Annotated in this window: 19 protein-coding genes and 1 tRNA gene; 9 read left to right on the forward strand and 11 right to left on the reverse strand. The window is 73.0% G+C overall.

What is annotated here, in order from left to right; all coding sequences use genetic code 11:
* Window positions 1-154 precede the first annotated feature (154 nt).
* From AB4039_RS19535 to hutU, 5 genes are all read right to left on the reverse strand, one after another.
* The gene (locus AB4039_RS19535; protein ID WP_266839430.1) at window positions 155-835 is read right to left on the reverse strand and encodes an LPXTG cell wall anchor domain-containing protein; all 681 of its coding nucleotides are present in this window, start codon (window positions 833-835) and stop codon (window positions 155-157) included.
* 179 nt (window positions 836-1,014) lie between these two features.
* Complete coding sequence (gene hutI / locus AB4039_RS19540; protein WP_266839432.1) at window positions 1,015-2,193, reverse strand: imidazolonepropionase; 1,179 nt, start codon at window positions 2,191-2,193, stop codon at window positions 1,015-1,017.
* Window positions 2,194-2,462: 269 nt separating this feature from the next.
* On the reverse strand, window positions 2,463-3,803 hold the full coding sequence (locus AB4039_RS19545; protein WP_442271342.1) for a formimidoylglutamate deiminase: 1,341 nt from the start codon (window positions 3,801-3,803) through the stop codon (window positions 2,463-2,465).
* Window positions 3,794-5,071, reverse strand: a complete 1,278-nt coding sequence (locus tag AB4039_RS19550; RefSeq protein WP_442271343.1) for an allantoate amidohydrolase — start codon at window positions 5,069-5,071, stop codon at window positions 3,794-3,796. Before AB4039_RS19550 ends, AB4039_RS19545 begins: the two co-directional genes overlap by 10 nt.
* Complete coding sequence (hutU, locus tag AB4039_RS19555) at window positions 5,068-6,729, reverse strand: urocanate hydratase (protein ID WP_266839435.1); 1,662 nt, start codon at window positions 6,727-6,729, stop codon at window positions 5,068-5,070. Before hutU ends, AB4039_RS19550 begins: the two co-directional genes overlap by 4 nt.
* Before the next feature lie 104 nt (window positions 6,730-6,833).
* Here hutU and AB4039_RS19560 point away from each other — a divergent pair, with 104 nt between their 5' ends.
* A complete protein-coding gene (locus tag AB4039_RS19560; RefSeq protein ID WP_442271344.1) occupies window positions 6,834-8,189 on the forward strand; it encodes a diaminopimelate decarboxylase in 1,356 nt (451 codons plus the stop codon).
* Window positions 8,190-8,413: 224 nt separating this feature from the next.
* A complete protein-coding gene (locus tag AB4039_RS19565; protein ID WP_442271345.1) occupies window positions 8,414-9,229 on the forward strand; it encodes an alpha/beta hydrolase in 816 nt (271 codons plus the stop codon).
* Window positions 9,230-9,244: 15 nt separating this feature from the next.
* Here the strand turns inward: AB4039_RS19565 and AB4039_RS19570 are convergent, their stop codons facing one another.
* The gene (locus AB4039_RS19570) at window positions 9,245-10,087 is read right to left on the reverse strand and encodes a MurR/RpiR family transcriptional regulator (RefSeq protein ID WP_266839441.1); all 843 of its coding nucleotides are present in this window, start codon (window positions 10,085-10,087) and stop codon (window positions 9,245-9,247) included.
* A gap of 148 nt (window positions 10,088-10,235) precedes the next feature.
* Here AB4039_RS19570 and AB4039_RS19575 point away from each other — a divergent pair, with 148 nt between their 5' ends.
* Window positions 10,236-10,622, forward strand: coding sequence for a hypothetical protein (locus AB4039_RS19575; RefSeq protein WP_266839443.1), 387 nt, complete (start codon window positions 10,236-10,238; stop codon window positions 10,620-10,622).
* A 390-nt stretch (window positions 10,623-11,012) separates the two neighbouring features.
* On the opposite strand, the gene AB4039_RS19580 is transcribed toward AB4039_RS19575, so the two are convergent.
* Window positions 11,013-12,395 (reverse strand): cystathionine beta-synthase, encoded by a 1,383-nt coding sequence (locus AB4039_RS19580; RefSeq protein ID WP_266841687.1) that lies wholly within the window; start codon window positions 12,393-12,395, stop codon window positions 11,013-11,015.
* A 131-nt stretch (window positions 12,396-12,526) separates the two neighbouring features.
* Here AB4039_RS19580 and AB4039_RS19585 point away from each other — a divergent pair, with 131 nt between their 5' ends.
* The 3 genes from AB4039_RS19585 to AB4039_RS19595 all read left to right on the forward strand — a co-directional run bounded on the left by AB4039_RS19585 (window position 12,527) and on the right by AB4039_RS19595 (window position 16,199).
* The gene (locus AB4039_RS19585; protein ID WP_266839444.1) at window positions 12,527-13,546 is read left to right on the forward strand and encodes an SGNH/GDSL hydrolase family protein; all 1,020 of its coding nucleotides are present in this window, start codon (window positions 12,527-12,529) and stop codon (window positions 13,544-13,546) included.
* A gap of 261 nt (window positions 13,547-13,807) precedes the next feature.
* Window positions 13,808-15,028, forward strand: coding sequence for an acetyl-CoA C-acetyltransferase (locus AB4039_RS19590; RefSeq protein ID WP_266839446.1), 1,221 nt, complete (start codon window positions 13,808-13,810; stop codon window positions 15,026-15,028).
* 367 nt (window positions 15,029-15,395) lie between these two features.
* Window positions 15,396-16,199: a hypothetical protein gene (locus AB4039_RS19595; RefSeq protein WP_266841688.1), complete on the forward strand. Its 804-nt coding sequence runs from the start codon at window positions 15,396-15,398 to the stop codon at window positions 16,197-16,199.
* On the opposite strand, the gene AB4039_RS19600 is transcribed toward AB4039_RS19595, so the two are convergent.
* Entirely contained in the window at window positions 16,183-16,530 is a 348-nt protein-coding gene (locus tag AB4039_RS19600) for a hypothetical protein (RefSeq protein WP_266839447.1), read from the reverse strand. The genes AB4039_RS19595 and AB4039_RS19600 overlap by 17 nt on opposite strands.
* A 101-nt stretch (window positions 16,531-16,631) precedes the next feature.
* Between AB4039_RS19600 and AB4039_RS19605 the strand changes: the two genes are divergently transcribed.
* Window positions 16,632-16,862: a DUF4287 domain-containing protein gene (locus AB4039_RS19605; protein WP_030231822.1), complete on the forward strand. Its 231-nt coding sequence runs from the start codon at window positions 16,632-16,634 to the stop codon at window positions 16,860-16,862.
* Window positions 16,863-16,982: 120 nt separating this feature from the next.
* Here the strand turns inward: AB4039_RS19605 and AB4039_RS19610 are convergent, their stop codons facing one another.
* Window positions 16,983-17,837 (reverse strand): Bax inhibitor-1/YccA family protein, encoded by an 855-nt coding sequence (locus AB4039_RS19610; RefSeq protein ID WP_266839449.1) that lies wholly within the window; start codon window positions 17,835-17,837, stop codon window positions 16,983-16,985.
* Window positions 17,838-17,973: 136 nt separating this feature from the next.
* Window positions 17,974-18,055, reverse strand: a tRNA-Leu gene (locus AB4039_RS19615).
* A 486-nt stretch (window positions 18,056-18,541) separates the two neighbouring features.
* Here AB4039_RS19615 and AB4039_RS19620 point away from each other — a divergent pair.
* Both AB4039_RS19620 and AB4039_RS19625 read left to right on the forward strand, forming a co-directional pair.
* Window positions 18,542-19,309 carry an ABC transporter ATP-binding protein gene (locus AB4039_RS19620; RefSeq protein ID WP_266841689.1) on the forward strand — a complete coding sequence of 256 codons (768 nt, stop codon included), beginning with the start codon at window positions 18,542-18,544 and terminating at the stop codon, window positions 19,307-19,309.
* A gap of 67 nt (window positions 19,310-19,376) precedes the next feature.
* Window positions 19,377-21,920: an ABC transporter permease gene (locus tag AB4039_RS19625; protein ID WP_442271346.1), complete on the forward strand. Its 2,544-nt coding sequence runs from the start codon at window positions 19,377-19,379 to the stop codon at window positions 21,918-21,920.
* Between the two features lie 87 nt (window positions 21,921-22,007).
* Here the strand turns inward: AB4039_RS19625 and AB4039_RS19630 are convergent, their stop codons facing one another.
* Entirely contained in the window at window positions 22,008-23,384 is a 1,377-nt protein-coding gene (locus AB4039_RS19630; RefSeq protein WP_442271347.1) for a class I SAM-dependent methyltransferase, read from the reverse strand.
* Between the last annotated feature and the right edge of the window lie 53 nt (window positions 23,385-23,437).

Consider the following 23,437-nt stretch of genomic DNA (forward strand, 5'->3'; position numbering starts at 1 on the left):
GGGTGGGTGCCGGGCCGCCCGGTGGCCGGCTCCGCGGTCCAGCCGGGCTCGTCGGCAGCCGCGGCCGGGGCGCCGTGGAGGGCGGCGGCGGCGAGCAGCGCGGCGCCGAGCCGGGTGAGGGTGTGGAGCACGCGCATGGCCGGGGCCGCTCCGTTCAGGGCCGGGTCCCGCCGGCCCGGCGGCCGCGCCGGGTCAGCCAGAGCGTTCCGGCGGCGCCGGTGAGGAGCACGGTGGCGCCGAGGGTGCCGAGGGCGAGGGCGGAGTCGGCGGGTCCGGTCTGCGGGAGGGTGTCGCCGGTGGGCGGGGCGGGGTCCTGGGCGCCGCCCGCGCCCGTCACCTGGAGTTCCAGGGAGGGCTTGGGGCTGTTCCCGGGGGTGCAGGTGGTGGTGGTCCCCATGGCCTTGATGGTGAGGACCCCCGCGGTGAAGGTGACCTTGCCGCTCTGCCGGGGGGTGTAGGTCCCCGAGAGGTCGCTGATCTTGATGGGGGTGTTGGCGGGCACGGCCTCGGAGTTGGGCGGCCCGGAGACCTGGACGGCGGCCTTCTCGGCGCCGTCGGTCTGGATGACGGCGCTGGGGGTCATGGCGCCCTTGCCCAGTTCGATGGGGCTGGAGGAGACGCCCTTCTGGAAGGACATCGTCAGCTTGTAGCCGTCGCCCTCCTTGACGGCCTTGATGTCGATGGGCGAGACCGCCGACTTGTCCCCGATGGGGGTCTTGCAGTCGTACTGGACGTCGACGACATCGGCGTGGGCCGCGGGGGCGGCGAGCAGCACCGCCGATCCGGCCAGCGCGGAGGCCAGCGCGAGCGCGGTGGAACGTTTCCGGTCGGACACCTTCGTCTTCCCCTCGGGCCACAAGTTACTGACGACACATCAGATTGGTGGCTCAAGGTACGCCCGGGACCTTGCGGAGGGAAGACAAAGGACGGCCCGGTTCCACGGCCTCCCGGACGTGCCGTTTCCGGCCGTTCCCGGGGCGCGCGGGGCGTCGGGTGGGGCGTCAGGCAGGGGCGTCAGGCGGCGCGCACTCCCCGCTGCCAGACGGCGGAGACGAGCGGGACGCCCGGCCGGTAGGCGAGGTGGACGTGACTGGGCGCGTCGAGGAGCGCGAGGTCGGCGCGGGCCCCGGGGCGGATCCGGCCGATGTCGGTGCGGCGCAGCGCGGCGGCGCCGCCGGCGGTGGCCGACCACAGGGCCTCGTCGGGGGTCATGCCCATGTCGCGGACGGCGAGCGCGATGCAGAACGGCATGGAACTGGTGTAGGAGGAGCCGGGGTTGCAGTCCGTGGACAGGGCGACGGTGGCGCCCGCGCCGAGGAGGCGGCGGGCGTCGGGCCACTGGGCGCGGGTGGAGAACTCGGCGCCGGGCAGGAGGGTCGCGACGGTGGTTGCGGCCGCCTGGGCGAGGGCGTCCACGTCGGCGTCGGTGAGGTGGGTGCAGTGGTCGGCGGAGGCGGCCTCCAGCTCCACGGCGAGCTGCACGCCGGGGCCGTGGGAGAGCTGGTTGGCGTGGACGCGCGGGATCAGCCCGGCGGCGGCGCCGGCGGTGAGGATGGCGCGGGCCTGGTCGCCGTCGAAGGCGCCCTTCTCGCAGAAGACGTCCACCCAGCGGGCGTACGGGGCGCAGGCGGCCAGCATCTCGCCGGTGACGAGGTCGACGTAGCCCGCCGGGTCGTCGGCGTAGTCGGGGGAGACGATGTGCGCGCCGAGGTAGGTGACCTCCTCGGTGTGCGCGGCGGCGATGCGCAGGGCGCGGGCCTCGTCGGCGACGGTGAGGCCGTAGCCGGACTTGGTCTCGAAGGTGGTGGTGCCCTGGCGGCGGGCCTCGTCGAGGTGGCGCAGCAGGTTGGCCTCCAGCGCGTCGTCGCTGGCGGCGCGGGTGGCGGCGACGGTGGTGCGGATGCCTCCGGCGGAATAGCTGCGGCCGGACATGCGGGCGTTGAACTCGGCGGTGCGGTCGCCGGCGAAGACGAGGTGGGAGTGCGAGTCGACGAAGCCGGGGATGACGGCGCGGCCGTTCGCGTCGAAGGCGGCGTCGGCGGCGGGGGCCGTGTCGGCKGGGCCCACCCAGGCGATGGCCTCGCCGTCGATGACGACGGCGGCGTTCTCGATCAGGCCGAGGGGGGTGCCGTCGCCGAGGGCGGGGTCGTTGGTGACGAGGCTGCCGATGTTGGTGATGACGGTGGTGGTCATGGGTTCCTCTCGGGAGGTTCGTTTCCCCCACCCCGCCCCTTCCCGGAACCGGGGCCTGCGATCCCGGCCCCGCTCCTGGGGGCTCCGCCTCTGGGGCCCCGTCCCCGGGCCCCCGCGCCTCGGACGCCGGCGGGGCCGGAATCGCCCTGCGGGCGATCCGGCCCGCGCGGCGAGGGGGCGCGACGGGCGCGCGGCACCCGGAACGGGGTCCGGGGCGGGCCCCGGGAAACGGAGGAAGGGCGGAAGGGCGGGGTGGGGGAATGCCGGCGTCAGCCGCGAACGGCCGCGATGGCTTCGGACAGGGCCGTCGGGACGTCCCCGACCAGGGTATGGACTCCGTCGCGGACCACGTGCCGGCCGCCCACCACCGTGTGGCGGACGTCGGCGGCCGAGGCCGCGAAGACCGCCGTCTCGGCGCCGAGCCGCGGCAGCGGGCCCGCCGTGCGGACGGTGTCCAGGGCGATGGTCGTGAAGTCCGCGAGGGCCCCGGACTCCAGGCGTCCCGCGTCCGGGCGGCCCAGGGAGGCGTGGCCGTCGGCGGTGGCGGCCGTCAGGAGGGCGTTCGCCGTCCAGTGCCCCCGGGTCCGGCTGCGCAGGCGCTCGTTCAGCTCCATCGCCCGCGCCTCCTCCAGCAGGTCGATCACCGCGTGACTGTCGCTGCCCAGGGACAGCGGGCTGCCCGCGCGCTGGAGCCGGCCGGCCGGGCCGATGCCGTCGGCGAGGTCGCGTTCGGTGGTCGGGCACATGCAGGTGCCGGTGGTGGTGCCGCCGAGCAGGGCGATGTCGGCGTCGGTGAGGTGCGTGTTGTGGACCCCGGTGGTGCGCGGGCCCAGGACGCCGTGGTCGGCGAGGAGCTGCGTCGGGGTGCGGCCGTGGGCGGCCTGGCAGGCGTCGTTCTCCGCCGTCTGCTCGGACAGGTGGACGTGCAGCGGGGCCTGCCGCTCCTGCGCCCAGGCCGCGACGGTGGCCAGCTGGTCGGCCGGGACGGCGCGCACGGAGTGGATCGCCGCGCCGATCAGCGCGTGCTCGCGTGGCTTGAGTGCGCCGACCCGCTCGGCCCAGGCCTCCGCGGTGCCGTCGGAGAAGCGCAGCTGGTGCGGGTTGGGCGCCTCGCCGAAGCCGGCCGCCAGGTACGCGGTGTCGAGGAGGGTGATGCGGATGCCGGCCGCCGCGGCCGCCTCGATCAGCGCCTCGCCCATCGCGTTGGGGTCGGCGTACGGGGTGCCGCCGGGGGCGTGGTGGACGTAGTGGAACTCGCCGACGTCGGTGATGCCGGCCAGCGCCATCTCCGCGTACACCGCGCGGGCGAGGGCGAAGTAGTTCTCGGGGTTGAGGTTCTGGGCGACGCCGTACATGACCTCGCGCCAGGTCCAGAAGGTGCCCGAACCGACCTGGACGACGGAGCGCAGCGCCCGGTGGAAGGCGTGGGAGTGCGCGTTGGCCAGGCCGGGGACGGTGAGCCCGCGCAGCACCTCCGCCCCGGGGGGCGGGGCGTCCACCCCGGTGCGCAGCCCGGCGATGCGGCCGTCGGCCGCCACGTCGAGGGCCACGCCCGGCTCGACGTGGGTGCCGAGCCAGGCGTGCTCCAGCCAGTACGTCTTCAGCGGCATGCCAGGCCTTCCAGTACGTCTGCGAGGGCGAGGACGCCGGCCACGCAGTCGTCCTCGGCGGCGAACTCCCGCGGGGAGTGGGAGACCCCGGTGGGGTTGCGCACGAACAGCATCGCGGTCGGGACGGCGGCGGAGAGGATTCCGGCGTCGTGTCCCGCCCCGGTGCCGAGGACGGGGACGCTGCCGCCGAGGATCCGGTTCAGCTCGTCGCGCAGGACGTGCTCGAACTCGACGACCGGGGTGAAGGACTCCCGGACGACGGCGAGGTCGATGCCGTCCCGGTCGGCGTGCTCGCGGGCGGCCTTCTCGACGGCGGTGACGACCGTGTCGAGGGTGGCCTGGTCGGCGGCCCGGGAGTCGAGCCAGCCGCGTACGAGGGAGGGGATGGCGTTGACCCCGTTGGGTTCGACCGAGATCTTCCCGAAGGTGGCGACGGCCCCGGCAAGGGCCGCTTCCTGGCGGGCGGCGAGCACGGTCTGCGCGTACGTCAGCATCGGGTCGCGGCGGTCCACGAGGCGGGTGGTGCCCGCGTGGTTGGCCTCGCCGTGGAAGTCGAACCGCCAGCGGCCGTGCGGCCAGATCGCGGAGGCGATGCCGACGCGGTCCCCGGACAGGTCGAGGGCGCGGCCCTGTTCGACGTGCAGTTCGACGAAGGCGCCGATGCGGGCGAGGCGTTCGGGGTCGGCTCCGATGGTCTGCGGGTCGTAGCCGGCCCGCTCCATCGCATCGGGCAGGCTGACGCCGTCGCCGTCGCGGAGCTCGTACGCCTTCTCCTTGGTCAGCTGTCCGGCGGCGAGCCGGGAGCCGACGCAGGCCAGGCCGAAGCGGGCGCCTTCCTCGTCGCCGAAGTTGGTGATGGCCAGCGGGCGGGAGAACGAGGCGCCGCGGGAGCGGAGTTCGTCCAGGGCCGCGAAGGAGGACACCACCCCGAGGGGGCCGTCGAAGGCGCCGCCGTCCGGGACGGAGTCCAGGTGGGAGCCGGTGACGACGGCGTCGCCCGCGAGGGGGTCGCCGAGCCAGGCCCACTGGTTGCCGTTGCGGTCCACCTCGTAGGCGAGGCCGCGGGACTCGGCCTGCGCCCGGAACCAGGCACGGCAGTCGGCGTCGGCTCCGGTCCAGGCGTAGCGGCGGTACCCCCCGCTGTCCGCGTGGCGGCCGATGGGCGCGAGCTCGTTCCACAGGGTGTGGAACGAGCCGGCGCCGCCCCCGGCCGCCGCCGCGGTTGCGGCGGCGGCACGGGGGGCGGATGCCTCGGGGGTGGGGCTCACGCGTCGCCCTCGCGCATCGGGACGCGCACGCCCCGCTCGTCGGCGACCGACTCGGCGATGTCGTAGCCGGCGTCGACGTGGCGGATGACGCCCATGCCGGGGTCGTTGGTGAGCACGCGGCGGATCTTCTCGCCCGCGAGCTTGGTGCCGTCGGCGACGGTGACCTGGCCGGCGTGGATGGAGCGGCCCATGCCGACGCCGCCGCCGTGGTGGATGGAGACCCAGGAGGCGCCGGAGGCGACGTTGACCATGGCGTTGAGCAGCGGCCAGTCGGCGATCGCGTCGGAGCCGTCGAGCATGGCCTCCGTCTCGCGGTACGGGGAGGCGACCGAGCCGCAGTCGAGGTGGTCGCGGCCGATGGCCAGCGGGGCGGCGAGGGTGCCGTCGGCCACCATCTCGTTGAAGCGCTCACCGGCCTTGTCGCGCTCGCCGTAGCCGAGCCAGCAGATGCGCGCGGGCAGGCCCTGGAAGTGGACGCGCTCACCGGCCATCTTGATCCAGCGGTGCAGGGACTCGTTCTCCGGGAAGAGCTCCAGCATCGCCTTGTCGGTCTTGTGGATGTCCGAGGCCTCGCCGGACAGCGCCGCCCAGCGGAAGGGGCCCTTGCCCTCGCAGAACAGCGGCCGGATGTAGGCGGGGACGAAGCCGGGGAAGGCGAACGCGCGGTCGTAGCCGGCCAGCTGGGCCTCGCCGCGGATGGAGTTGCCGTAGTCGAAGACCTCGGAGCCGGCGTCCATGAAGCCGACCATGGCCTCGACGTGGCGGGCCATGGACTCGCGGGCGCGGGTGGTGAAGCCCGCCGGGTCCTTGGCGGCGTAGGCGGCCATGTCGTCGAAGTCGACGCCGACGGGGAGGTAGGCGAGCGGGTCGTGGGCGGAGGTCTGGTCCGTCACGATGTCGATCGGGGCGCCCTCGGCCAGCATCTGCGGCAGCAGCTCGGCGGCGTTGCCGAGGAGGCCGATGGAGAGCGGCTTGCGGGCGTCGCGGGCCTCGACGGCCAGCTGGAGGGCGTGGCGGAGGTTGTCGGCCTTGACGTCCAGGTAGCGGTGCTCGATGCGGCGCTCGATGGCGCGCGGGTCGACGTCGATGCAGATGGCGACGCCGTCGTTCATCGTCACGGCCAGCGGCTGGGCGCCGCCCATGCCGCCGAGGCCGGCGGTGAGGGTGATGGTGCCGGCGAGGGTCCCGTTGAACTTCTTGGCCGCGACGGCCGCGAAGGTCTCGTAGGTGCCCTGGAGGATGCCCTGGGTGCCGATGTAGATCCAGGAACCGGCCGTCATCTGGCCGTACATGGTCAGGCCCAGGTGCTCCAGGCGGCGGAACTCCTCCCAGTTGGCCCAGTCGCCGACCAGGTTGGAGTTGGCGAGCAGGACGCGCGGCGCCCACTCGTGGGTCTGCATCACGCCGACCGGGCGGCCGGACTGGACCAGCATGGTCTCGTCCTGCTTGAGGGTCCGCAGGGTGCGCACCATGGCGTCGTACGAGCGCCAGTCGCGCGCGGCCTTGCCGGTGCCGCCGTAGACGACCAGCTTGTCGGGGTGCTCCGCGACCTCGGGGTCGAGGTTGTTCTGCAGCATGCGCAGGGCGGCCTCCTGCTGCCATCCCAGGGTGCTGAGCTCGGTGCCTCGCGCGGCCCGTACGGGGCGGGGTCCTGACATGGCGGTGCCTCCTCCGATGTTGGTCAATCTATTCACATCCTCTCCGGATGAATAGATCCAGTCAACAGCTGCGGCGAGGTCGGCCGGATGATGGGATGGCGGACATGGCCTCCCAAACGCCCGCACGGACGCCCCTCCCGGACCCCGCCACCCTGCGTGACCTGGCCGTACGGGCCGCGGTCGGACAGGGACTGCTCGACCGCGAGCCCGTGACCTGCCTCCTCGACGTGGCCGGGATCCGCGCCCGCGCCGCGTCCCTGACCGCCGCCTTCGACGCCGCGGCGGCGCCCGGGACACCCGTCCTGCACACCTTCGCGGTGAAGGCCGCCCCCCTGGTCCCGGTCCTGCGGCTGCTCGCGGACGCCGGCATCGGCTGCGAGGTGGCCAGCCCCGGCGAGCTCGCGCTGGCCCGGGCGGCCGGGGTCCCGGCGGAGCGGACGGTGCTGGACTCCCCCGCCAAGACGGAGGCCGAGCTGCGCGAGGCGCTGGCCCTGGGCATCGCCGTCAACGCCGACAACGCCCAGGAACTGGAACGGCTCGACGCGCTGATGGCGGCCGGCCCGCCCACCCGGTCCCCGATCGGGCTGCGGATCAACCCGCAGACCGGCGCCGGCACCATCGACGCCCTGTCCACGGCCACCGCCACCTCGAAGTTCGGCTTCGCGCTGCGCGACCCGGGCGCCCGGGAGCGGCTCGTGCGCGCCTTCCTCGACCGGCCCTGGCTGACCCGCCTGCACACCCACTCCGGCTCGCAGGGGGTGCCGCTGGCCCTGATCGCGCAGGGCGTCCGCGAGGTCCACGCGCTGGCCGAGGAGGTCAACGCGGCGGCCGGGCGGCGCCGGATCGACACCCTCGACATCGGCGGCGGCCTGCCGGTCAACTTCACCTCCGACGAGCACGCCCCCACGTACGCCGCGTACGTCGAGGCCCTGCGCGCGGCCGTCCCCGCGCTCTTCGACGGCTCGTACGGGCTGGTCACCGAGTTCGGCCGGTCACTGCTGGCCAAGCAGGGCCTGATCCTGGCCCGGGTCGAGTACACGAAGGAGACCGGGGGCCGGCCCATCGCCGTGACCCACGCCGGGGTGCAGCTGGCGACCCGCACGGTGTACGCCCCCGCGTCCTGGCCGCTGCGGATCCTCGCCTACGACGCCAAGGGCGAGCCGCGCACCGGCCCGCCGGTGGCCCAGGACATCGCGGGCCCGGCCTGTTTCGCGGGGGACCTGCTCGCCACCGCCCGGGAGCTGCCCGGGCTCCGGCCGGGCGACGTGATCGCCGTCCCGGACACCGGCGCGTACTTCTTCACCGCCCACTACGGCTACAACAGCCTCCCGCGCCCGTCCGTCCACGGTTTCACGGCCACCCCCGGCGACGGGATCCGCTTCGCCCCGGCCCGCCCGGCGCAGCCCCTCGCGGACCTCGTCACAGAGGCGGGGGGCGCCTTCCGCGACGCGCTGCTCTGAGCCGCCCCCGGGCCGCCGGTGCGGGGGCGCACTGCGCCGCGAACGGGCGGTGGCGGCCCCGATGGGGTGGAATGGGGGAGTCCGCACAAGATCGGGGCGGACTCCGCGGCCCGCGCGCACCCGCGTACGCCGACGCGCGCCGCCGCACGCCGATACCGGACGGCCCGCCCTCGCGGTCYCCGCGGCCCCGGGCCGCCGGGGCCGCCGCCCCCGAGGAGGCCGCCATGGCCGCCCGACCCACCCCCGTGGTCTTCATCCACGGCCTGTGGCTCCACTCCACCAGCTGGGAAGGCTGGGCCGACGTCTTCCGCGACGCGGGTTACGAACCGGTCCTGCCCGAGTGGCCCGGCGTCCCGCCGACGGTCGCCGAGGCCCGCCTACGCGGGGACGATCAGGCCGGCGTCGGCCTCACGGAGATCGCCGACGCCCACGCCCGGGTCATCCGCTCGCTCGACGTCCCGCCCGTCCTCGTGGGGCACTCGGTCGGCGGTTTCATCGCCCAGCACCTGCTCGGCGAGGGCCTGGGCGCGGCGGCCGTGGCGATCTGCCCCGGCCAGATCCGGGGCGTCAAGGCCATCGGCCCCGCCCAGGCCAGGTCGACGTTCGCGTTCCTGAGCAACCCCGCCAACACCCGGCGGGCCGTCTCCCTCAGCCGCGAGCAGTTCCGCCACGCCTTCGCCAACGCCGTACCGGAACACGAGGCGGACGAGCTGTACGAGAAGTGGACGATCCCCAGCCCCGCCCGGCCGCTGTTCCAGCTGGCCCTCGGCAACTTCACCCCGCACTCGCCGGCCCGCGTCGACACCGCCAACCGGACCCGGGGGCCGCTGCTGCTGCTCTCCGGCAAGCTCGACCACACCGTCCCCGACATCCTGACCCGCTCCACGTTCAAGCGGTACCGGCACTCCGCCGCGATCACCGAGTACCGGCGCTTCGACGACCGGGGCCACTCCCTGATCGTCGACCGCGGCTGGCCCGAAGTCGCCGACGCCTCCCTCACCTGGCTGCGCCGCACCGCGTCCCTGGCAGCCGCGAGCTGACCGGACCCGCCGGGATCACTCCACGAACAGCCCGCGCGCCACGGCCCGCGCGTCGAAGGACTCCAGCCGCGCCTGCGCGTCGGGCAGGGCGTCCGCCATGGCCTCCAGCAGCACCCGGCCCAGCAGCATCGGCGCGCACGCCGTGTCGAAGGCCAGCCCGGTACCGACCGGAGCCGGGATCAGCAGGTCGGATTGGCGGGCGACGGGCGCGAACGCCGAGTCGGCGACCGTCACCGTCGTCAGCCCGGACGCCCGCGCGTGCTCCAGCGCCTCCACCACCTCCCGGGGGTGGCGGGGCAGCGCGAAGCACAGCAGCGCCGAGGCCCCGGCGGCGGCGGCCGCGTCGATCCGGTCGGCGAGCATGGAGCCGCCCTCGTCGAGGAGCCGTACGTCGGGGTGCACCTTCGCCGCGAAGTACGCGAACCCGCGCGCCTGCGAGGACGCCGCGCGCAGCCCCAGCACCGGCAGCGGCGCCGAGCCGGCCAGGAGCCGGCCCGCCTCCTGCACCGGCGCCGGATCGGCGAGCATCGCGGAGAGCCGCCGCAGGTTCTCGATCTCGCCCTGGACGGCCTGCTGGTACTCGTTGTACGAGTCCTCCCGCACGGGCTCCGGCCTGCCGGCGGGCGCCACCTCGCGCAGGTGGCGACGGAGCGCCGGGTACCCGTCGAAGCCCAGCGCCACCGCGAAGCGGGTCACCGACGGCTGGCTCACCCCGGCCAGCTCGGCGAGCTCCACGCTCGACAGGAAGGGCACCTCGGCGGCGCCGCGCACCATGCAGTGCGCGATCCGCCGCTGGGTCGGCGTCAGCCGGTGCCCCTCGAACAGCTTCTGCAGCCGTGCGGCCGGGCTGTCGCTCATTGCCGTCCCCTCCGTCCCGTCCCCGGGCAGATATTCAGTCACGGTGCACTCTGCATCGGGTTATGCAGCTCGGCAAGCCGCGCCCGCGATCCGGGATACGGGGGCTACCCCCAGTGCCGGGGGCTCCGCCGGTTCCTACGGTGGGCGCATGACCGCTTCAGCCCACTCTCCGCAGGCCCAGGAGCTCAAGAAGGAGCTCGCCGCGACCCTCGACGCCCGGCGGGAGCTGGGGCCGGAATACGAGGCCGCCCTGGTGGACTCCTTCGTCGAGAAGGTCGACACCCAGGTGCGGCGCCGCCTCGCCGAGGAGCGGCTGCGGGCCGCGCGCGGCGGTCCCGGGGGCGCGGAATCGGCGGTGGCCGCCTTCGGGGAACGGTTCGGCTTCGCCGTGGTGACCCTGGTCCTCGCGATCCCGCTCTCCGCGATCGGCGCGGCCCAGGCGGGCATCGGCGGGCTGCTGGTGGCCTGGGCCGGCATCTGCGGGGTCAACTTCGCCCACGCCCGAGGACTCCGCCGGACCACCGCGGCCCCCTGACCTGACCGGTCGCAGCCCCCACGAAGGCGCCCCGGAAAAGGGAGGAACGAGCGGTTTCCGAGGACGGACGCCCCTGAGAGCACGGCATCAGCGCCCCGGAGGCGAAGGCGCCCCCGAAAGAGGATGCGCGGGAACCGCCGCACCCCCGGTTGCCCGGGGGGCGGGACGACGGCGGTCCCCGCGAGGGACACGGGACGGGTCAGGGCCGTCCGCGTCCTTGGCGTCCGCGTGGTCCGGGAGCCGCTCCGGAGGTGCGCCGACGCCGTTCGTGGTGCCGGCGGGGTTCCCGGGTGTCCGGGGTTCCCTGCCGACGACCACCACTGTGCCGGTGCCGTGTTAAGCCGGTGCTGCCGTCACGTGTCGGGCCCGTACCGTTCGTGCGACAGGTGACTACTTCGCGCCCTTGGCGAGGAATGCCAGGAGGTCCTGGCGGCTGACGACGCCGGTGGGCTTGCCCTCGACGAGCACGATCGCCGCGTCGGCCTCGCCGAGCACCGCCATCAGCTCGGACACGGGCTCGCCGGAGCCGACCTGCGGCAGCGGCGTGCTCATGTGCTTCTCCAGCGGGTCCCCGAGGGAGGCCCGCTGCGCGAACAGCGCGGCGAGGAGTTCCTTCTCGACGACGGAGCCGATGACCTCGGCGGCCATCACGTCGGGGTGGCCGGCGCCGGGCTTGACGATCGGCATCTGCGAGACGCCGTACTCGCGCAGGACGTCGATGGCCTGGCCGACGGTCTCCTCCGGGTGCATGTGCACGAGGGAGGGGATGCCGCCCTCCTTGTCGGCGAGGACGTCGCCGATGCGCGCCGCCGGGCCCGCTTCCTCCAGGAAGCCGTGACCGGCCATCCACTCGTCGCTGAAGATCTTGCTGAGGTAGCCGCGGCCGCTGTCGGGCAGCAGGACGACGACGACGTCGTCGGGGCCGAGGCCCTCGGCGGCGCGCAGCGCGGCGACGACGGCCATGCCGCAGGAGCCGCCGACGAGCAGGCCCTCCTCCTTCGCCAGCCGGCGGGTCATCTGGAAGGAGTCCTTGTCGGACACCGCGATGATCTCGTCGGTGACGTTCTGGTCGTAGGCGGTCGGCCAGAAGTCCTCGCCGACGCCCTCGACGAGGTACGGGCGGCCGGAGCCGCCGGAGTAGACGGAACCCTCGGGGTCGGCGCCGATGACCTTGACCTTGCCCCCGGACACCTCCTTCAGGTAGTTGCCGGTGCCGGAGATCGTGCCGCCGGTGCCGACGCCCGCGACGAAGTGGGTGATCTTCCCGTCCGTCTGGTCCCACAGCTCGGGGCCGGTGGTCTCGTAGTGCGAACGGGGGTTGTTCGGGTTGCTGTACTGGTCGGGCTTCCAGGCGCCGGGCTCGCGCGCGAGGCGGTCGGACACGTTGTAGTACGAGTCCGGGTGCTCGGGGTCGACGGCGGTCGGGCAGACCACGACCTCCGCGCCGTACGCGCGCATCACGTTGATCTTGTCCATGGACACCTTGTCAGGGCAGACGAAGATGCACTTGTAGCCCTTCTGCTGGGCCACGATGGCGAGTCCGACGCCGGTGTTGCCGCTGGTCGGCTCCACGATGGTGCCACCGGGCTTGAGGGCACCGCTCTGCTCGGCGGCCTCGATCATCCGGACGGCGATCCGGTCCTTCACGGATCCACCGGGATTGAAGTACTCGACCTTCGCAAGGACGGTGGCCTGCAGGCCTTCGGTCACACGGTTGAGCTTCACCAGCGGGGTGTTGCCGACGAGGCTGATCATCGAGTCGTGGAATTGCACCATGTTCTCCAGGGAGGGGACTCCACGGGTTCTCCGGGAGGTTTGGCCAGAGTATGCGGAAAGGGATTGGCCGACCGGCCGTACGGGGCAGGAAGGTCAACGAGGCAGGACAGGAAGCGAGGGCCTGAAGGGTGTCCAGGGCGAGAACGGCCCGCCGGATCGCGGCGGGGGCAGCGTACGGCGGGGGCGGACTCGGACTGGTGGGGGTCGCCGCAGTGGGACTCGTACTGGCCGAGGTGCAGTTCGCGAAGCGGACGGTGGGCACCGGGCTGCCGGATCCGCCGCGCGCCGACGGGCTGTACGGGAGCGAGTTCTCCGGGCCCGAGCTGAGCCCCGGTCCGCTGCGGATGGGCATGCTGGGCGACTCGACGGCGGCCGGGCTGGGCGTGCGCCGGGCCCGCCAGACTCCGGGGGCGCTGCTGGCCTCCGGGCTGGCGGCGGTGGCGGAGCGACCGGTGGAGCTCCGCAACGTCGCGCTGTCCGGGGCCAGGTCGGACGACCTCGACCGCCAGGTGGGCCTGCTGCTGGACGGGGACGCCCCGCCGCCGGACGTGTGCGTGATCATGATCGGGGCGAACGACGTGACGCGGCGGATGCCGCTGACGCAGTCGGTCCGGTTCCTGACCGGGGCGGTGCGCAGGCTGCGGCTCGCGGGCTCCGAGGTCGTGGTCGGCACCTGCCCGGACCTGGGCACGATCGAGCCGGTGTACCAGCCGCTGCGGTGGATGGCCCGGCGGGTCTCGCGCCAGCTGGCCGCCGCGCAGACCATCGGCGTGGTGGCGCTGGGCGCCCGCACGATCTCGATGGGGGACCTGCTGGGGCCGGAGTTCGCGGCGAACCCGCGCGAGATGTTCGGCCCGGACTCGTACCACCCTTCGGCGGAGGGGTACGCGACCGCGGCGATGGCGATACTGCCGACGCTGTGCGCGGCGCTGGGCCTGTGGCCGGGGTCGGACCGGCTGGACCTCTCGCGGGACGAGGACATGCTGCCGGTGGCCAAGGCGGCGTCGGCGGCGGCCGGCGAGGCGGGCACGGAGGTCACCGCGGCCCGGGGCCCGTGGGCCCTGCTCAAACACCGCAGGCGCCGTCGGGTCCCGGCGGAAGACTTCCCGGCGCCCCTGTCGGGGGCGCCTTCGCCTCCGGGCCGCTGAAGCCGCGCCCCGGGCCGGGTCCGGGCGGTCCGGCGGGACACTGGAAGGAGCCGCGCGAACCGTCCCCGGCCCCCGACTCCGCAGCCCGCACGGGGGCGCCTGAGCCGAAGGGGCGCCCCTGAGAGCACGGCATCAGCGCCCCGGAGGCGACGCCGCCCCGGAAAAGGGAGGCGGGCGTCACACGTCCTGGCCGGTGACCTCGACCGTACGGGGCGGTAACTTCGCTTGCGGTCCCGCAACGACGCACCCCTTGGAGTCCCGATGCCCGAAGCCGTCATCGTTTCCACCGCCCGCTCTCCCATCGGGCGCGCCGGCAAGGGGTCCCTCAAGGACGTGCGGCCGGACGACCTGACCGCGACGATCATCCAGGCCGCCCTCGCCAAGGTCCCCGAGCTGGACCCGCGCGAGATCGACGACCTGATGCTCGGCTGTGGTCTCCCCGGCGGCGAGCAGGGCCACAACCTGGGCCGCATCGTGGCGGTGCAGATGGGCATGGACTTCCTGCCGGGCACCACGATCACCCGTTACTGCTCCTCCTCGCTCCAGACCTCCCGCATGGCGCTGCACGCCATCAAGGCGGGCGAGGGCGACGTCTTCATCTCCGCGGGCGTCGAGATGGTCTCCCGCTTCGGGAAGGGCTCCTCGGACGGTCTGCCGGGCACCCACAACCCGCTGTTCGCCGACGCCGAGGCCCGTACGGCCGCCGTCGCGCAGAGCGAGGGCTCCTCCTGGCACGACCCGCGCGAGGACGGCCTGATCCCGGACGCGTACATCGCGATGGGGCAGACCGCCGAGAACCTGGCCCGCCTCAAGGGCGTGACCCGTCAGGACATGGACGAGTTCGGCGTCCGCTCCCAGAACCTGGCCGAGGAGGCCATCAAGAACGGCTTCTGGGCGCGCGAGATCACCCCGGTCACCACGCCGGACGGCACGGTCGTCTCGACCGACGACGGCCCGCGCGCCGGCGTGACCATGGAGGGCGTCTCGGGCCTGAAGCCCGTCTTCCGCCCCGACGGTCTGATCACGGCCGCCAACTGCTGCCCGCTGAACGACGGCGCCGCGGCGCTGGTCATCATGAGCGACACCAAGGCGCGGGAGCTGGGCCTGACCCCGCTGGCGCGGATCGTGTCCACCGGTGTCACCGGCCTCTCCCCGGAGATCATGGGCCTCGGCCCGGTCGAGGCGTCCAAGCAGGCCCTGAAGCGGGCCGGGCTGACCGTCGGCGACATCGACCTGTTCGAGATCAACGAGGCCTTCGCCGCCCAGGTCATCCCCTCCTACCGGGATCTGGAGATCCCCCTGGAGAAGCTGAACGTCAACGGCGGCGCCATCGCCGTCGGTCACCCGTTCGGGATGACCGGTGCCCGCATCACCGGCACGCTGATCAACAGCCTGCAGTTCCACGACAAGCAGTTCGGTCTGGAGACGATGTGCGTGGGCGGCGGCCAGGGCATGGCCATGGTCATCGAGCGCCTGAGCTGATGCCGGCCGGGCCGGCGGCGGACCGCCCCCGGCCCGCCGCCGGCCGTAGCCGTAGCGGAGGGTGAGGGCTCCGTACGGCCCCAGCGCGGGCCCCCAAGCCCCGCAAGGGATCCTCTAGATCCATGCGCTGTACTGACGTCGAATCTAATCCGGTCGCGGCCGACCTGTGACCGAATCTCCCCCAGGATGTGACCTTTGTCCTGGGGGATCGGCATTTGCCCAGGTCAGACGCTATCCCCCTGCGCCCGCCAGGCCGAAAGACCTGTCCAATTCATGACGTAATGCACTGCACGCCATTCCCAGCAGAGGACAAGCTGATGTAGGAAGTCGGGGGATCGAATCAATCAGGAGTTAGTCAGTGAGCGCCATGTCTCTTGCCCTGCTGCTGACCACGGCCGCTGCCACGGCCGTGGGCGCTGCTGCGCTGCACGCCGTCCACGGACTGCGCAAGCAGGTCACGGCCCTGCGCGGTGAGCTGACGGTGTCGGCACACCCGCGTGCCGCGACCGTCCCCCACGCCCGCAGCGCCGGGACCTCCCCCGCCGCGGAGATACGAGCCGCCGTGGCCGAGGCCCTCGCCGAGGAGCGCGAGCGCGAGCTGGCCGAGGCGCGGGCCTTCTGGGCCGCGCAGGAGGCCCGCGACGCCGCCGACGCCCCCTCGCTGCTGGGCGGCCTGCCCGGCCTCGGTGAGGACGGCCCGGTCTTCCTGCCCCGGCAGGCGGACATGGCCGGCCTGGAGCCGGTCCTGGGCGACGACCTCGCCGACGAGTACCCGGAGGATTCGGCCGAACTGGCCGCGGCCCGCCGGCGCCACCCCTCGCACCCCGACTTCGTCCCGGTCCAGTCGCACCCGGGCGCCGACCACGAGCGCACGGTCAACCGCCTGGAGGAGCTCGCGGAGGCCCGTACGGCCCTCGCGGACGTCCGTCCGGGCCCCCTGGGCACCCTGGACGTGTACGTCTTCACGGACGGCACCACGCTGTGCATGACCCCGGGCCACCGGGAGACGGCGGAGCGCCTCGCGGAGGCCCTGCGATCGGGCACGGCGCCCGTCCTGCTGGGCGGCTCGGGCATTTCCGGCGCCTACGCCCTGACCTTCTCCTGCGGTGACTCCGAGGACCCCGACAGCAACGTCTACATCCTCGCGGACCGCGTCATCGCATCGCTCTGACTTCCGCCCGCTCCACCAGCGCCACGGCCTCGTCCAGCAGCTCGGACGGGGCCTTCGCGTTCTCCCCGTCCCGCAGCGCGCCCAGCGCCTCGGCGAGGTCCAGGCCGGCCACCGACACCTGGTCCCCCACGACGAAGATCCCCGCGTCCGGCACGACCCGTTCCGGAGTCCGCCCCGAGGGGTCCTCCAGCCTCTGCGCCCGCAGGGCGAGCTCCCGGGCCAGGTCGAGCGCCTCGGCGGCGGCCCCGCGCTGGAGGCGGCTCTGCGGGGCGGCCCGCAGCCGGTCGGCGAAACGTTCCACGGCGTCCGTCAAGGGCGATGTATCGAGCACGCGGCCGACCCTACGCGCCGCCACCGCACCATTGCCAACGGGCGAACTCTCCGGCACGGTGACGTGAAGGGAACAGCACGGCGACACCCCCGGAGGCGCCCATGTCCGTAGAGTTCTCCGAGCAGACCCACCGCAACATGATCGACAGAATCCACCGGACCACCGGTCGTGAGATCTCCGACTGGCTCCGCACCGTCGACGAGGGGCCCTCCCTCCACCGGTTCGAGGAGAAGGTCAGCTGGCTCCGCGGCGCGCACGAGCTCTCGTACGGTCAGGCCAAGGCGATCATCCACGAGTACGACCTGCGCAGAGCCGCGCGCCGGTTCGGCTGAGGCCGCCCGCCTCCCCCCTCCGATTCCACGCGCTCCACGACGCGGGAAGGCCCCGCGAGCGGTCGCTCGCGGGGCCCTCCCCGTGCCGTGGTGTGCCTGTGGTGCCTCCAGGCGGTCCGGCTAGTCGTCGCCGGAGAGGATCTGGAAGAGGCGCAGCAGCTCCAGGTAGATCCACACCAGGGTCAGGGTGAGGCCGAAGGCCGCCAGCCAGGACTCCTCGCGCGGGGCGCCGTAGGTCACGCCGTCCTCGACCTGCTTGAAGTCCATGGCGAGGAAGCAGGCGCCGAGGACGACGCCGAGGAGACCGAAGACGATGCCCAGGCCGCCGCTGCGGAAGCCGAGGCCGTCGCCGCCGCCGAACAGGGCGAACAGCGAGTTCGCCAGCATCAGCAGGACGAAGCCGAGGGCCGCGGCCATCACGAAGCCGGTGAAGCGGCGGGTGACGCGGATCCAGCGCATCTTGTACGCGAAGAGCACGGCGGCGAAGACGCACATCGTGCCGAGCACGGCCTGGACGACCACGCCCGGGCTGATGTAGGTGCTGGTCACCATGCTGATGACGCCGAGGAAGACGCCCTCGAAGGCCGCGTAGCCCAGGATCAGCGCGGGGGACGGCTTGCGCTTGAAGCTCTGGATCATCGCGAGGACGAACGCGACGAGCGCCGCGCCGACGGCGAAGCCGTACGACTTGTTGACGTTCGCCGGGTCGACGGGAAGCGTGATCCAGGCCAGCGTGGCCGTCACGATCAGGGTGCCGAGCGTCATGGCCGTACGGCTCACGACGTCGTCGATCGTCATGGCGTTGCCGCGGACCGGCGCCGCCGGCATGCCGGTGGTGGGGTCGGTGGCGTACGGATTCGTCGCGTACGGGTTGGTCGCGGTCCCGGCCTGCGCGTGCTGCGCCTCGAAGCCCGCGTAGCCGCCGTTGTCGCGGCTGAACCCCCGTCGCGAGAAGACCGGGTTACTGCTCCTCATCTCACTCCTCCATGGCCACCGTGCGCAGCCTTGCCACAAGAGTAATGTGCTCGCAAAGAAAGCACCCTACTGCTGGAGGAGGATCTTAGGAGAAGACGCGTCGAAGCGCCGTGAATAACGGGGACGGCTGCGGAAGTGCCCGGAGCCGGACTTGAACCGGCACGGCCCGAGGGCCAGCGAGGTTTAAGCTCGCCGTGTCTGCATTCCACCATCCGGGCAAGGCGCAGCGGGCCCCCGTGGAAAAGCCTTGAACGCTGTGGCGAGCCTATCCGGATCCCCCTGCCGCCCAGACGGCCTTCTATCCGATGTTGTCTGATTTTATTGGTGATTGAGGGAGCGTCAGGGTCGATAAGTCACGGTCGGCACCGTTCCGGGCAAGGCTCTCCCCCACCCCGGGAATGACGTAATTTCGCTGCCCCGCGCCACCCCGTCCGCCACCCCGGGCCACCCCCTGAGCACGCCCCCGGCCACGCCCCCGGTCGCGCCCCGGGCCGCCCGCGCCGACCTCCTCCGCGGCCGGCCGCGACGGCCGGCCCTCAGGGCACCTGTCATACCAAAGGAGGAGGCGGACGCGCTCGCGATCAGACTCCAGTGGGCCGGAGAACGGGCACCGGGGCTGATCCCCGGCCCCGTTGGCGCGGTGAGGATGGAAGGGTCCCAGCCCCACCGCAGCAGCCGCTCGACAGGAGTCCTCCGTGACCGCCATGAACTACGCCCCGCACCACACCTCCCAGGCCGTGGCGGCCCGCGCCACGCAGCTCTCGAAGGTGTACGGCCAGGGCGAGACCCAGGTGGTCGCGCTGAACAACGTCTCCGTCGACTTCGCGCAGGGCCAGTTCACCGCGATCATGGGCCCGTCCGGCTCCGGCAAGTCCACCCTGATGCACTGCGTCGCCGGCCTGGACACCTTCTCCGGCGGCTCGGTCCGCATCGGCGACACCGAGCTCGGCTCCCTCAAGGACAAGCAGCTGACCCAGCTGCGCCGGGACAAGATCGGCTTCATCTTCCAGGCGTTCAACCTGCTGCCGACCCTGACCGCCCTGGAGAACATCACGCTCCCCATGGACATCGCCGGCCGCAAGCCCGACCGCCAGTGGCTGGACACCGTGATCGCCATGGTCGGCCTCTCCGACCGCCTCTCCCACCGTCCCACGCAGCTCTCCGGCGGCCAGCAGCAGCGCGTGGCGGTCGCCCGCGCCCTGGCCTCCCGTCCCGAGATCATCTTCGGCGACGAGCCCACCGGAAACCTCGACTCCCGCTCCGGCGCCGAGGTCCTCGGCTTCCTGCGCAACTCGGTCCGCGAGCTGGGCCAGACCGTCGTGATGGTCACCCACGACCCGGTCGCCGCCTCCTACGCGGACCGCGTCATCTTCCTCGCCGACGGCGCCATCGTCGACGAGATGCGCGAGCCCACCGCCGACGGCGTGCTCGACCGGATGAAGGCCTTCGACGCCAAGGGCCGTACCAGCTGAAGCGGCGCCGCCCGGCGGCCCCCCGCAGCCCTCCGCACAGACTTCCAGCCCCAGGACTGAGATCCCCATGTTCCGTACCGCCCTGCGCAACGTCCTCGCGCACAAGGCCCGGCTGCTGATGACGGTGCTCGCCGTCACCCTCGGCGTCGCGTTCGTCTCCGGCACCCTCGTGTTCACCGACACGCTCAGCAAGGCCATGTCCAGCCAGTCCGCGAAGTCCTACGAGGGCGTCGCGGTCTCCGTCACCGACTACGGCCGCGGCCGCGGCGAGGACGGCCAGAAGCAGGGCGACCCCGGCATCGGCCAGCAGACCCTCGACAGGATCAAGGCCGTCAAGGGCGTCGACTCGGTCTCCGGCCGCGTCCAGGGCTTCGCCGGCGTCGGCGACCAGAACGGCAAGCTGATCGGCAGCGGCTGGGCCAACGCCGGTGCCAACTTCGCCCCCGTCAAGGACGGCAAGGACCCGCGCTACGCCTTCACCGAAGGCACCGGACCGGTCAAGGACGACCAGATCGCCCTCGACAAGGACAGCGCCGCCAAGGGCAAGTACCAGGTCGGCGACAAGGTCCGCGTCGCCACCAACGGCCCGGTCCGGGAGTTCACCCTCACCGGCGTCTTCACCACCGAGGACGGCGCCGTCAACGCGGGCGGCAGCCTCGTCCTCTTCGACACCAAGATCGCGCAGGAGCTCTACCTCCAGCCCGGCTTCTACCGCGAGCTCTCCATCGCCGCCACGGCCGGCACCACCGCCGACCAGCTGCTCGCCGACGTCAAGCCGCTGCTGTCCAAGAGCGCCCAGGCCAAGACCGGCGCCGCGCTGGCGGCCGAGCAGGCCAAGGACATCGAAAAGGCCATGTCCGGCATGACCACCGGCCTGCTGATCTTCGCCGGGGTCTCCCTCTTCGTCGGCATCTTCCTGATCTACAACACCTTCACCATGCTGGTCGCCCAGCGCACCAAGGAGCTGGCGCTGCTGCGCGCCGTCGGCGCCAACCGCGGCCAGGTCAAGCGCTCGGTCCTCGCCGAGGCCGGAGTGGTCGGCCTCGTCTCCTCGGTCATCGGCCTGGCCTGCGGCATCGGCCTCGCGGTCGCCATGCGCTCCGCGATGGAACTCTTCGACGCCAAGATCCCGGCCGGTTCGCTGATCATCGCCCCGATGACCGTCGTCGTCGCCCTGGTCATCGGCGTCCTCGTGACGATGCTGGCCGCCTGGCTGCCCGCCCGCCGGACCGCCAAGATCGCCCCGGTCGCCGCCATGGGCAGCGTCCACCTGCCCGCCACCATGAAGTCCCTGGTGCTGCGCAACATCATCGGCAGCGTCCTGGCCGTCATCGGCGTCGGCGTGGTCCTGCTCGGCGCCAGTCAGAAGAGCGAGGGCCGCACCACCATCGCCGGCGGCGCGTTCTTCCTGGTCGTCGGCCTGTTCGTACTGCTGCCGATGCTGTCTCGCCCGGTCATCGCCGCGGTCCGCCCGCTGCTGGAGAAGGTGTTCGGGGTCTCCGGCAAGCTGGCCGCCCAGAACGCGGTCCGCAACCCGCGCCGCACCGCCGTCACCGCCGCCTCGCTGACCATCGGCCTCACCCTGGTCACCGCGATGTCGGTCATCGGCATCACCGTCGGCCAGGCCATCGACCGGCTCAGCACCCAGAACATCAAGGCCGACTACCGGGTCACGATGGCCGGCGAGGGCATGAACCTCGACAAGTCCGTGCTCCCCGCCCTGGAGAAGGGCAAGGGCGTCACCGCCGTCTCCCCGAAGACGATGGAGATGGTCAAGATCGGCGACGGCCACCGGACGGTGAGCGGCGTCAACCCGGCCGCCCTCGACGCGGTGCTGAACGTGAAGACCACCGCCGGCGACCTCGCCTCCCTGGGCCAGGGCAAGCTGATGGTCTCCGCCGAGGAGGCCCGCAAGAGGGGCCTGTCGGTCGGCTCCACCGTCGACGCCCAGTACGAAGACGGGCAGAAGGGCCGGCTCCAGGTCGGCGCCCTCTTCGACGGCAAGGACCAGCTGGAGGACTACGTCCTCGACAACAAGATCCTCGCCGCACACAACGAATCCCAGTACCTGCCCGAGGTGCTCGTCAAGGTCTCCGGCGGCACCTCCGCCGCGGGCCAGCAGGCCGTCGTCGACGCCCTCGGCAAGAACCCGGCCATCAAGGTCTCCGACAAGGCCGCCATGCGCAACGAGATGGCCGGCATGATCAACACGTCCCTGAACATCATGTACGGCCTGCTCGGCATGGCGCTGATCATCGCGGTCCTCGGCGTGATCAACACCCTCGCGATGTCGGTCTACGAGCGCCAGCAGGAGATCGGCATGCTGCGGGCGGTCGGCCTCGACCGCGGCCGGGTCAAGAACATGATCCGCCTGGAGGCCGTGGTCATCTCGCTCTTCGGCGCGGTCCTCGGCATCGGCGTCGGCGTCTTCCTCGCCTGGGCCGGCGGCCGGACCATCGCGGGCTCCGTCCCGGGCTACGAGCTGGTGATCCCCTTCGACCGGATCGGGATCTTCTTCCTCCTCGCCGGACTGGTCGGCGTCCTGGCCGCCATGTGGCCGGCCCGCAGCGCCGCCCGGCTGAACATGCTGACCGCCATCAAGACCGAGTAGCGGAGGCGGCTCACGCGCGCGAAGGGCCCCGGGGCACGCCCCCGGGGCCCTTCGGCGTCCGGTCCTCCCGGTCGCGCCGCTACGCCGTCACGCGCCCCACGTACGGGTCCTCAGCGGCAGCCCCGAGGCCGCCGCGCCCCCGGGCCGTACCGCCAGGATCTGGTTGACCCCGAGCCGGCCGTGCTCGAAGCCGAGCGCGGAGGCCGCCATGTAGAGCAGCCAGACGCGTGCGCGGCCGGGCGAGGTGAGGCGTACGGCCTCCTCCCAGTGCTCCTCCAGCCGGGCCACCCAGGCCCGCAGGGTGAGCGCGTAGTGCTCGCGCAGCGCCTCCACGTCGCGGACCTCGAAGCCGGCCCGCTCCAGTTCGCCGACGGTCGTGCCGACGGGGGACAGCTCCCCGTCGGGGAAGACGTAGGCGTCGATGAACTCGTCGACCCGGTAGGCCTCTTCGTCGGCCTCCGGCGGACGCGCGATCTGGTGGTTCAGCAGCCGGCCGCCGGGGGCGAGCAGCGCGTGGAGGGTGCGGGCGTACTCGCGATAGCGCTCGGCGCCGACGTGTTCGGCCATCCCGATGGAGGAAATGGCGTCGTACGGGCCGTCCTTGACGTCCCGGTAGTCCTGAATCCGGATCTCGATCCGGTCGGTCAGGCCCTCCTCGGCGATCCGCTTGCGGGCGTAGGCGGCCTGTTCGCGGGAGAGGGTGACCCCGGTGACCCGGACCCCGTACTCCCGGGCCGCGTGCAGGGCCATGGAGCCCCAGCCGCAGCCGACGTCGAGGAGCCGGTCGCCCTCCTTGAGGCCCAGCTTCCGGCAGACCAGGTCCAGCTTGTCGCGCTGGGCCTCCTCCAGCGTCCCGCCGGGGCTCCAGTAGGCGCACGAGTAGACCATCGAGGGCCCGAGCACGTGCTCGTAGAAGGCGTTGCCCACGTCGTAGTGGTGGCTGATGGCATGGCGGTCGCGGCCCTTGGAGTGGGCCGGCCCGCCCCTGCGGACCGCCTCCTCGGCGGGCGGCGCGGGCGCCGCCCAGGGCCGGGCCAGGGCCACGAGGTCCCGTACGGCGGCCCGGCTCGCCGGATCGCGGAGTAACGCGGCCGTCCCGGCGGCGCCGGCGGGCAGCGCGGGCAGGTGGGGGCGCAGGGCGGTGAGCTTGCCCAGGCCCGTGCGGGGCGCGGGCGTGGCGGGTGCCTCGGCGGGCTCCCGCTCCCAGAGCAGTCCGGCCACCCGGTCCAGGACCTCGAACAGGTCGCCGTCGACGGTCAGGTCCCCGGCGACCCAGGCGCGGGCCAGCCCGAGTTCCCCGGGCATCCACAGGACGCGGCGCAGTGCGCGCCGGTTTTCGATCACCAGGGTGGGGCCGGTGGCGGGACCGGCTTCGCTGCCGTCCCAGGCCCGTATCCGGATGGGCAGGGGGGCGCCCAGCAGGGTTTCGGCAAGAGCGGCCAGCCGCGGCGCGGCGTCGGTCATCGTAGGCACCTCCATAAGTTCCGACCGAACGGCCTACCCGTTTCGGGCACGCG

It is taken from the genome of Streptomyces sp. M-16 (assembly GCF_052114405.1).
GTDB lineage: Bacteria > Actinomycetota > Actinomycetes > Streptomycetales > Streptomycetaceae > Streptomyces.